Source organism: Micromonospora endophytica, from assembly GCF_003236305.1.
Taxonomy (GTDB): Bacteria; Actinomycetota; Actinomycetes; order Mycobacteriales; family Micromonosporaceae; genus Micromonospora; species Micromonospora endophytica.
This window is the reverse complement of sequence record NZ_POTX01000246.1, coordinates 1-8532: the sequence shown is the minus strand read 5'-3', so window position 1 is coordinate 8532 and position 8532 is coordinate 1. Positions and strand designations below refer to the sequence as shown.

7 protein-coding genes are annotated in these 8532 nt (G+C 71.6%); 6 read left to right on the top strand and 1 reads right to left on the bottom strand.

Annotated elements, in window-relative coordinates:
- Nucleotides 1-66: 66 nt before the first annotated feature.
- Together C1I93_RS25380 and C1I93_RS25375 are read left to right on the top strand one after the other, a co-directional pair.
- Nucleotides 67-879: a DUF3097 domain-containing protein gene (locus C1I93_RS25380; protein ID WP_111245807.1), complete on the top strand. Its 813-nt coding sequence runs from the start codon at nucleotides 67-69 to the stop codon at nucleotides 877-879.
- Between the two features lie 107 nt (nucleotides 880-986).
- A complete protein-coding gene (locus C1I93_RS25375; protein WP_181445323.1) occupies nucleotides 987-2273 on the top strand; it encodes an AI-2E family transporter in 1287 nt (428 codons plus the stop codon).
- Nucleotides 2274-2324: 51 nt separating this feature from the next.
- Here C1I93_RS25375 and C1I93_RS25370 read toward each other — a convergent pair whose 3' ends face one another.
- Entirely contained in the window at nucleotides 2325-3644 is a 1320-nt protein-coding gene (locus C1I93_RS25370; RefSeq protein ID WP_111245805.1) for a serine hydrolase domain-containing protein, read from the bottom strand.
- Nucleotides 3645-3727: 83 nt separating this feature from the next.
- Between C1I93_RS25370 and C1I93_RS25365 the strand changes: the two genes are divergently transcribed.
- The 4 genes from C1I93_RS25365 to C1I93_RS25350 all read left to right on the top strand — a co-directional run.
- The gene (locus tag C1I93_RS25365; RefSeq protein ID WP_111245804.1) at nucleotides 3728-4198 is read left to right on the top strand and encodes an NfeD family protein; all 471 of its coding nucleotides are present in this window, start codon (nucleotides 3728-3730) and stop codon (nucleotides 4196-4198) included.
- A gap of 4 nt (nucleotides 4199-4202) precedes the next feature.
- A complete protein-coding gene (locus tag C1I93_RS25360) occupies nucleotides 4203-5309 on the top strand; it encodes an SPFH domain-containing protein (RefSeq protein WP_111245803.1) in 1107 nt (368 codons plus the stop codon).
- Between the two features lie 165 nt (nucleotides 5310-5474).
- On the top strand, nucleotides 5475-6284 hold the full coding sequence (locus C1I93_RS25355) for a hypothetical protein (RefSeq protein WP_111245802.1): 810 nt from the start codon (nucleotides 5475-5477) through the stop codon (nucleotides 6282-6284).
- 133 nt (nucleotides 6285-6417) lie between these two features.
- Nucleotides 6418-8532 (top strand): transglycosylase domain-containing protein (locus C1I93_RS25350; protein ID WP_258378344.1); only part of this gene is annotated, 2115 nt, incomplete at its 3' end.

Genomic DNA, 8532 nt, shown 5'->3' with positions numbered 1-8532 from the left:
GCTTTTATCGGGCACCACAACTGCATGATCGCCCTCTGGCGGGGTGGGTGGGATTAGGTTGGGGTGATGGGGCGGCGGTATGGCGACGACGTGTTGGCGGGCGACTGGCGGCGGCGGAAGGTGACGCCGGAGGTGGACGCCGAACCGGACCTGGTGGTGGAGGACGCCGACTCGGGCTTCTGCGGCGCGGTGGTCGGCTTTGACTCCGGTGCGGTGGTGCTGGAGGACCGACACGGTAAGCGGCGCAACTTCCCGCTGCTGCCGGCCGCCTTCCTGCTCGACGGCCGCCCGGTGACCCTGCGCCGACCGGCCCGGGGGCCGGTGCCGGCGGCGCGGCGGCGTACCGCGTCCGGTTCGATCGCGGTGGACGGGGTACGCGCCCGGGTGGCCCGGGCCAGCCGGATCTGGGTGGAGGGCGTGCACGACGCGGCGCTTGTCGAGCGGATCTGGGGCGACGACCTGCGGATCGAAGGCGTCGTGGTGGAGCCGCTGGAGGGCATCGACGAACTCGACGCCCGGGTCCGCGAGTTCGGTCCGGGCTCCGGGCGGCGGCTCGGCGTCCTTGTCGACCATCTCGTGCCGGGTTCCAAGGAGAGCCGGATCGTGGCCCGGGTGAACTCGCCGCACGTCCTCGTCACCGGGCATCCGTACGTCGACGTGTGGCAGGCGGTGAAGCCGGCGGCGCTGGGCATCCGGGCGTGGCCGGTGGTGCCGCCGGGACGGCCCTGGAAGGAGGGGGTCTGTGCGGCGCTCGGTGTCGCCGAGCCGGCCGACATGTGGCGGCACATCCTGTCCCGGGTGAACAGCTACGCGGAGGTGGAGACCCCGCTGATCAACGCGATGGAGCGTCTGATCGACTTCGTCACCGAGCCGGGGTGAGCCGAGCCGGGGTGAGCCGAACAGAGGTGAGCTGAGCCGGGGTGATCAGGCCGGGGCCAGGGGCGCTAGCGTGGGCGGCCTGATCCCTACCACCCCGGGGGTGCCGCTTGAACCGGTTCCAGCGGTCGCGGCAGCGGCTGCGTCAGGCGTACCAGTCGGGGCGCGCGACTGCCCGCGCGGCCCGTGAGCGACACCGGGCGCGGGCGGTGAGTCGCGCGGAGGAGGCGGATTCCCCGTTCCCCGCACCCGCGTACCGGTTCGCTCCGCCGGTCCACGGCGGCGGCTCGACGGTGAGTCGGGACGACTCGGACGTGCCGAGGGCACTGCGGATCGCCGCCGCCTGGTCCTGGCGACTCATCGTCATCGGGGTCGTCGGCTGGGCGTTGCTGCGCCTGCTCGGCACCATCCGCGTCGTGGTGGTGCCGTTGCTGGTGGCGCTGCTGCTGGCCGCCCTGTTGGCACCGGCGGTCAGCTGGCTGTTGCGCGTCGGAATCCCCCGTACGCTTGCCACCGCCGCGGTGCTGAGCACCGGGTTCGCCGCGGTGGTGGGCACGTTGACCATGGTGGTGAACGAGTTCATCGCCGGTCTGCCGGATCTGAGCACCCGGGCCGCGGCCGGCATCGGTCAGATCCAGGACTGGCTGCGTGACGGGCCGGTCGGCCTCTCGGACGGCCAACTCAACGGGTACGTCGAGGCCGGGCAGAACTGGATCAATGAGAACAGTCAGGCGTTGACAAGCGGCGCGATCAGCACCGCCGGCACGGTGGTCGAGGTGCTCACCGGGACCCTGCTGGTGCTGTTCGCCACGTTCTTCTTCCTGCGCGACGGTGACCGGATCTGGCGGTTCCTGGTCGGGATGTTCCCGTCCGCCGCCCGCTGGCGGGCCGACGACGCCGGCCGTGCCTCGTGGCTGACCCTGGTGGCCTATGTGCGGGCCACCGTGCTGGTGGCGTTCATCGACGCGGTGGGCATCGGGGTCGCCTTGGTGTTGCTCGAGGTGCCGTTCGCCTTCCCGCTGGCCGCGCTGGTGTTCCTCGGTGCGTTCATTCCGATCGTCGGTGCGACGCTCTCCGGAGCGGTGGCGGTCCTGGTCGCCCTGGTGGACAGCGGCGGGGTCACCGCGCTGGCCGTGCTCGGGGCGGTGATCGTGGTCCAGCAGGTGGAGGGCAACGTGCTCCAGCCGTGGATCATGGGCCGGGCGGTGGCCCTGCATCCGCTGCCCGTGGTGCTGGCGGTGACCGCCGGCGTGGTGCTCGACGGCATCTTCGGCGCGCTCATCGCGGTACCGGTGATCGCCGTGCTCAACACCGCGGTCCGCCGGCTGGCCCGGGAGCGACCCGGGCCGCCGGCACCGGTTCCCGAAGCGGTGGTGGTCCGCTCCACCGCCCCGTGAGGGTCACGCCGCCCGGTGCGGTGTGAGACCGCGTCAGGCAGCTTGGTGCTGTCAGGGGGCCTGGTCGGGGCTGCGGGTGAAGACGAAGGTGGCGATGTCCAGGGCGACCGGGGTGCCGGTGTCGTCGCGGCGCACCGCCAGCACCTCGCCGTTCTCCTCGCCACCGACCCCCCGCCAGCGGTCCGGGCCTGCTGGGGCGTACCGGCTGACCTTGCCGCTGGAGGTCACTGCGACCAGTTCGCCGGTTGCGGCGTCGGAGCCGATGTCGAGCGCGATGCCCATCCACCACCAGCGGCCGGTGAGCGCCGCGACGTCGGCCGGGGGCGCGGCGTCGGCCGGTCGCCACGGCCGGGCCGGCGTGGGTTCGGCCTCCAGCACCTGGGTGAGGATCTGCCGGCTGAGTGGGCGCAGGCCACCCGAGCGGAAGGTGTACGCGTTGGCGAAGCCGACCACGCCGGTACGACTGGGCCGGTGCACCATCAGCATGGCGCCGTAGCCGGGCATCGAGCCGCCGTGCCCGGCGTACACCCGGTCGCCGTCGCGGATCAACTCGATGCCGAGGCCGTACGCCCCGCGCCAGCTGTCGAGGTCGGTGAGGATCACCGGGGCGCACATCTCGTCGAGGGTGCTCGGCGCGAGCACCGCCGGGTCGGGGTCGGCGAGGAAGGCGGCCCAGCGGGCCAGGTCGGCGACGGTGGACCAGAGCTGCCCGGCGGCTGCCATCGCCCGGGTGTCGGTACGCGGTTCCTCCCGGGCCGTGTCGTGCCACGGGTGCAGCACGTAGCCGGGGGCGTACGGTTCGGTGGCCGCGTACGTGGTGCGGTCCAGGCCGAGCGGGTCGAGGATCCGTTCGCGCAGCAGTTGCGGCCACGGTGTCTTGGTGATGTGCTCCAGCGCCCCGCCGAGCAGCCCGTACGCCAGGTTCGAGTAGTGGAACGCGCGGTACGGCGGGTACGCGATCTTGGCGGTGGAGAAGCCCTGCAACAGGGTGGTCAGGTCGACGCCCTCGTTGCGTTCCCACCACGGCCCGTCGGGCTCGCGTTGCAGGCCGCCGGCGTGTCCGAGGAGCTGCCGCAGGGTGACCGGACCGGCCGCGGCGGCCTCGGGCAGGTGCCGCCGCAGCGGGTCGTCGAGTGCCAGCCGGCCGGCGTCGCGTTCCTGCATCACCAGCACGGCGGTCATCGTCTTGGTGATGGAACCGATCCGGTACTGCAGGTCGGCGTCGGGCTGTGGACGGGTGCCGGCGGCGGCCAGGTGGGTCAGCCGGCCGTCGCGGACGACGCCCACGGCCAGGGACGGGACATGGCCGTGGGACTGCGCGTCGGCGACAAGCGTGTCGATCTGCCGGGCGGTATCGGGACGCAGAGGCACGAACCCTCCCTCGGTGGTGGTGGTCACCAGGATCTGATCATGACAGTTCGATGACACGTGCACTGCCGTGTCACGATCGTTACATGGAAGCCGTGTTGTGGATCGTGCTGGGCGTGGTGCTGGCGGTCGCCGAGATCTTCACGGCGACCCTGTTTCTGATCATGTTTTCGGTTGGTGCGTTCGCCGCCGCCGGTGCCGCCGCGCTCGGTGCCTCTGTGCCGGTGCAGGCGGTGGTCTTCGCCATCGTGTCGGCGCTCACCGTGCTCGCCGCGCGGCCGGTCATCCAGCGGCACAGGCAGACTTCCTCGGAGGACCGGGGCACCGTCTTCGGCATCGAGGCGATCGAGGGTGCCACCGCGCTGGTCCTGGAGCAGGTCGACGCCGACCAGGGCGTGGTCAAGATCGACGGCGAGACGTGGAGCGCCCGCGCCTACGACGCCACCCAGGTTTTGGCACCCGGCGAACGGGTGCAGGTCATCCAGGTCAAGGGAGCGGTAGCCCTGGTCTGGCGGGACGTTGCGACGCCCGGTGAGCTACCCGAAGCGGAGAGGTGAACGGATGGAGTTCGTAGTCCCCGTCCTATTGATAGGTATTGCCCTGCTCGCAGTGATCACCCTGGCCAAGTCGGTGCGGATCGTGCCGCAGCAGCGCCAGGACGTGGTCGAGCGGCTCGGTCGGTACAAGCGCACCCTGAACCCGGGGCTGAACGTCCTGGTGCCCTTCGTCGACGCGGTGCGTACCAAGGTCGACATGCGCGAGCAGGTGGTGAGCTTCCCGCCGCAGCCGGTGATCACCTCGGACAACCTGGTCGTGTCCATCGACACTGTCCTCTATTTCAAGGTGGTGGACTCGGTCCGGGCCACCTACGAGATCTCCAACTTCCTCCAGGCCATCGAGCAGCTCACCGTCACCACGCTGCGTAACGTGATCGGCTCGCTGGACCTGGAGCGCGCGCTGACCAGCCGCGAGGAGATCAACAGGCACCTCTCCGGCGTGCTCGACGAGACCACCGGCCGCTGGGGCATCAAGGTGACCCGGGTGGAGATCAAGGCGATCGAGCCGCCGCCGAGCATCCGCGACTCGATGGAGAAGCAGATGCGCGCCGAGCGGGACCGCCGGGCGGCGATCCTGAACGCCGAGGGGCACAAGCAGTCGCAGATCCTCTCCGCCGAGGGTGAGAAGCAGGCCGCGGTGCTGCGCGCCGACGGTGACCGGCAGGCCCGGATCCTCCAGGCCGAGGGTCAGGCGAAGGCGATCCGGACCGTGTTCGACGCGATCCACACCGCCAACCCGAGCCAGAAGGTGCTCGCCTACCAGTACCTCCAAGCGCTGCCGCAGATCGCCAACGGCACCGCCAACAAGGTGTGGATCGTGCCGGCCGAGCTGACCAAGGCCCTGGAGGGCATGGGTGGCGCGCTCGGTGGGCTGAGCCAGATGGTCGGCGACGCGCCGAGCCCGCAGGCTTCCGACGACGCCAGCGCCGTCGAGCGGGAGGCCGCGGAGGCGGCGGAGGCCGCCGCCGCGGCGGCGCAGGAGATCCACAACGAGGTACGCGTGGCGGAGGCGCAGGCCAGCGGCGGCAAGCCGCAGGGGCTGCCCGCACCCGAGCCGGTCTCTCCGGCGAGTCTGCTGAACGACCCGACCGACCAGCGCGAACGCGGCTGAGTCGGCCCCGCCCCGGGCCGGGTGACCGGCCCGGGGCGATAAATGCGAGAAACGCTCATGAGGCGCTCCGGTGCCTGCCACCATCGGTTCTAGTGCGGGTGGTGACCAGGCATCGGGGCGCCTCGGCGCGTCCCGAGCACCGCTCGTGGAGGAGCGAGGTGACGCATGGAACCGCTGAAGCGCCTGTGGTCCCCGCCCGAGGTGCCGGGCGAACACGACCCGGCCGGACCACTGGGCACCCGGCGTACCGGCGGTGGGTTCGGCGTGCTGCCCTTCATCGACGAACCGACGCCGTCGGCACCAGCCACCAACGCGAGCTGGGCGTGGTCGCTGCGCCGGCTGGCCCGCGCCGCGATCTGGCTGCTGCCGGCGTACGCGATCCTCTACGGCGCGGTGGCGATGGCCAGCGACGGCGGGGTCGGCAACGACCCGTATCCGGCCGACGGCCGGCCGCTGTACCTGGTCGGTTGGGTGCTCGCGGTCTGGCTCGGCCTGCTGGCCCTGCTCGGCCTGACCGGCCTGCTCGCCGCCACCCGCAGCCGCCACCCGGCCGTCGCCGGGCTGCTGGTCAGCATCGCCGGTACGGTGCTGATGCTGCCCTTCGCGGGGCTGGCCGAGCAGACCCCGGTCTTCGGCACCACGGCCCGCATGCTGGTGCTCGTCGGCGCGACCTGCTACAGCGTGGGTTGGCTGCTCACCGGGTGGGCGGTGGCCCGCTCGGGCATGTTCAGCATCGGCGACGGCGCGATGTTGATGATCGCGAGCCCGTTGCTCGGCATCGGTGGGGCGCTGATCGGCTCGTTGCAGACCTTCGGGGCCATCTTCGTGCTGATCGCCGGCATCGGCATCGGCTACCGCTCCGGTCGCCTGCTGCCCCGCGAGATCGCCCGGGACGCGGGCAGCGCCAGCGTCGCCACGGCCGGACCGCTCGGCCCGGCCGCCCCAGGCGGTGCCGGGCAGATCGGACCGGCCTGACGCGAACCCTGGGCGGTTGCCGCCCGCATGCCGGTTTACCAGCGCAAAGACGGCTGCCAGTTGGCCGTGAATTGGCTGACAACCGGCCGCAGAAGGTGGCAGAAAGATGGTATTCGCGGCAATCCTGAAGACCATGGCCACCCCCACGCCGTTGTCGCGGCTGTTCACCGTCCTGCTGACCGGCGTCCTCGCCGGGCTCGTGCTGGCGGTAGCCGCGCTGCCGGGCAACCTGTTGCTCGGCTTCGCCGCCCAGGCGGCACTGCGCGAGTACGCGGCACTGCCGGACGCGCTGCGTACCCCGGCCACCCCGCAGCGCTCCTACCTCTACGCCAACGACGGCAAGACGTTGATCACCACGTTCTACGACGTCAACCGCACCGACGTGGCGCTGGCGGAGATCGCGCCGGTGATGCAGCAGGCGATCGTGGCCGCCGAGGACCGTCGCTTCTACGACCACGGCGGGGTCGACCTGCGCGGCATGCTGCGGGCCCTGGTCAGCAACGTCAGCTCCGGCACCGAGCAGGGTGGGTCGACGCTGACCATGCAGTACGTCCGCAACGTGCTCAAGAGCGACCCGAACCGCACCGCCGAGGAGCGGGCCGCCGCCACCGAGCAGACCGTCGGGCGCAAACTCCAGGAGATCAGGTACGCCAAGGCGCTGGAACAGCAGCTCAGCAAGGACGAGATCCTCAACCGCTACCTCAACATCGCGTACTTCGGCTCCGGGGCGTACGGGATCGCCGCCGCCAGCCAGCGCTACTTCTCCAAGCCGCCGGCGGAGCTGACGCTCGCCGAGTCGGCGCTGCTCGCCGGCCTGGTGCAGTCGCCGGAGGCGTACAACCCGATCGACGGCGACGCCGACGCGGCGCTGAACCGGCGGGCGTACGTGCTGGATTCCATGTTCGCCACCGGGGCGATCACCGCCGAGCAGGCGGCCCAGGCCAAGGCCGAGGAGTTGGCGCTGGACCCCAGCGACCAGGCCAACGGCTGCACCGCCACCGCCAGCGCGGCGGACGGCTGGGGCTTCTTCTGCGACTACCTGCGCCGCTGGTGGATCGCCCAGCCGGAGTTCGGCGACACCGTGGAGGAACGCGAGCAGGCGCTGCGCCGGGGCGGCTACACCGTGGTCACCACCCTCGACCCGCAGATCCAGGCCACCGCGCAGCAGCAGGCCACCGACATCTACGGGTACGACAACAAGCGCGCGGTGCCGATCGCCGCGGTCGAGCCCGGCACCGGTCGGGTGCTCGCGATGGCGGTCAATCGGCACTACAGCGTCGATGCCAACCCCGACGGGCAGCTCAACTACCCGAACACCGTCAACCCGTTGATCTCCGGCGGCGGCAGTGTCGTCGGCTACCAGGCCGGTTCCACGTTCAAACTGTTCACCATGCTCGCCGCGCTGGAGTCCGGTCGTACCCTGTCGACAGGTTTCGACGCGCCCAGCCGGCTGCCCACCCGGTACGCCGCCGGCAGCGACGACAGTGCCTGCAACGGCCAGTGGTGCCCGGCGAACGCCAACCCGCAGTGGATGGACGGCTACCGGATGATGTGGGACGGCTTCGGCCGCTCCGTCAACACCTACTTCGTCTGGCTGGCCGAGCAGGTGGGCCAGGACAAGGTGGTCGAGATGGCGCAGCGACTCGGCATCACCTTCCGCGCCGAGGCCGACGCGAACTTCGCCGAGAACAACGCCGCCAACTGGGGCGCGTTCACCCTCGGCGTGGCCGCCACCACCCCGCTCGACCTGGCCAACGCGTACGCGACAGTGGCCGCGGAGGGGACGTACTGCGCGCCGGTGCCGGTGGTGTCGGTGACCGCGCCGGACGGCGAACGGCTGCCGGTCGGCGACCCGTCCTGCCGGCAGGTGCTCGACCCCGACGTGGCCCGCGCCGCCACCGACGCGGCGCGCTGCCCGGTGGGCCAGCAGTCCGCGTTCGGGCAGTGCAACGGCGGCACCGCCACCAGCGTGAACCGGATCCTCGACGGCCGGCCGGTGGCCGGCAAGACCGGCAGCTCCGAGAACGCCGCCACCGAGACCTTCGTCGGTTTCACCCCGCAGGTCGCGGTGGCCGGCATCGCCGCCAACCCGGACGACCCGACCGACCTGGTCGGCAGCGCCGTGCAGGCCCAGGTCATCGACGCGGTGGCCCGCATCATCGCCACCGCCGTCGACGGCGAGCCGGTCGAGTCGTTCACCGCCCCCAGCCAGGATCTGGTCGGCACGCCCCGCCGCCCGGTCGAGCGC

Coding starts and splice junctions, on each gene's coding strand:
- C1I93_RS25380 (WP_111245807.1), top strand. CDS start 67: ATGGGGCGGCGGTATGGCGACGACGTGTTGGCGGGCGACTGGCGGCGG.
- C1I93_RS25365 (WP_111245804.1), top strand. CDS start 3,728: ATGGAAGCCGTGTTGTGGATCGTGCTGGGCGTGGTGCTGGCGGTCGCC.
- C1I93_RS25360 (WP_111245803.1), top strand. CDS start 4,203: ATGGAGTTCGTAGTCCCCGTCCTATTGATAGGTATTGCCCTGCTCGCA.
- C1I93_RS25355 (WP_111245802.1), top strand. CDS start 5,475: ATGGAACCGCTGAAGCGCCTGTGGTCCCCGCCCGAGGTGCCGGGCGAA.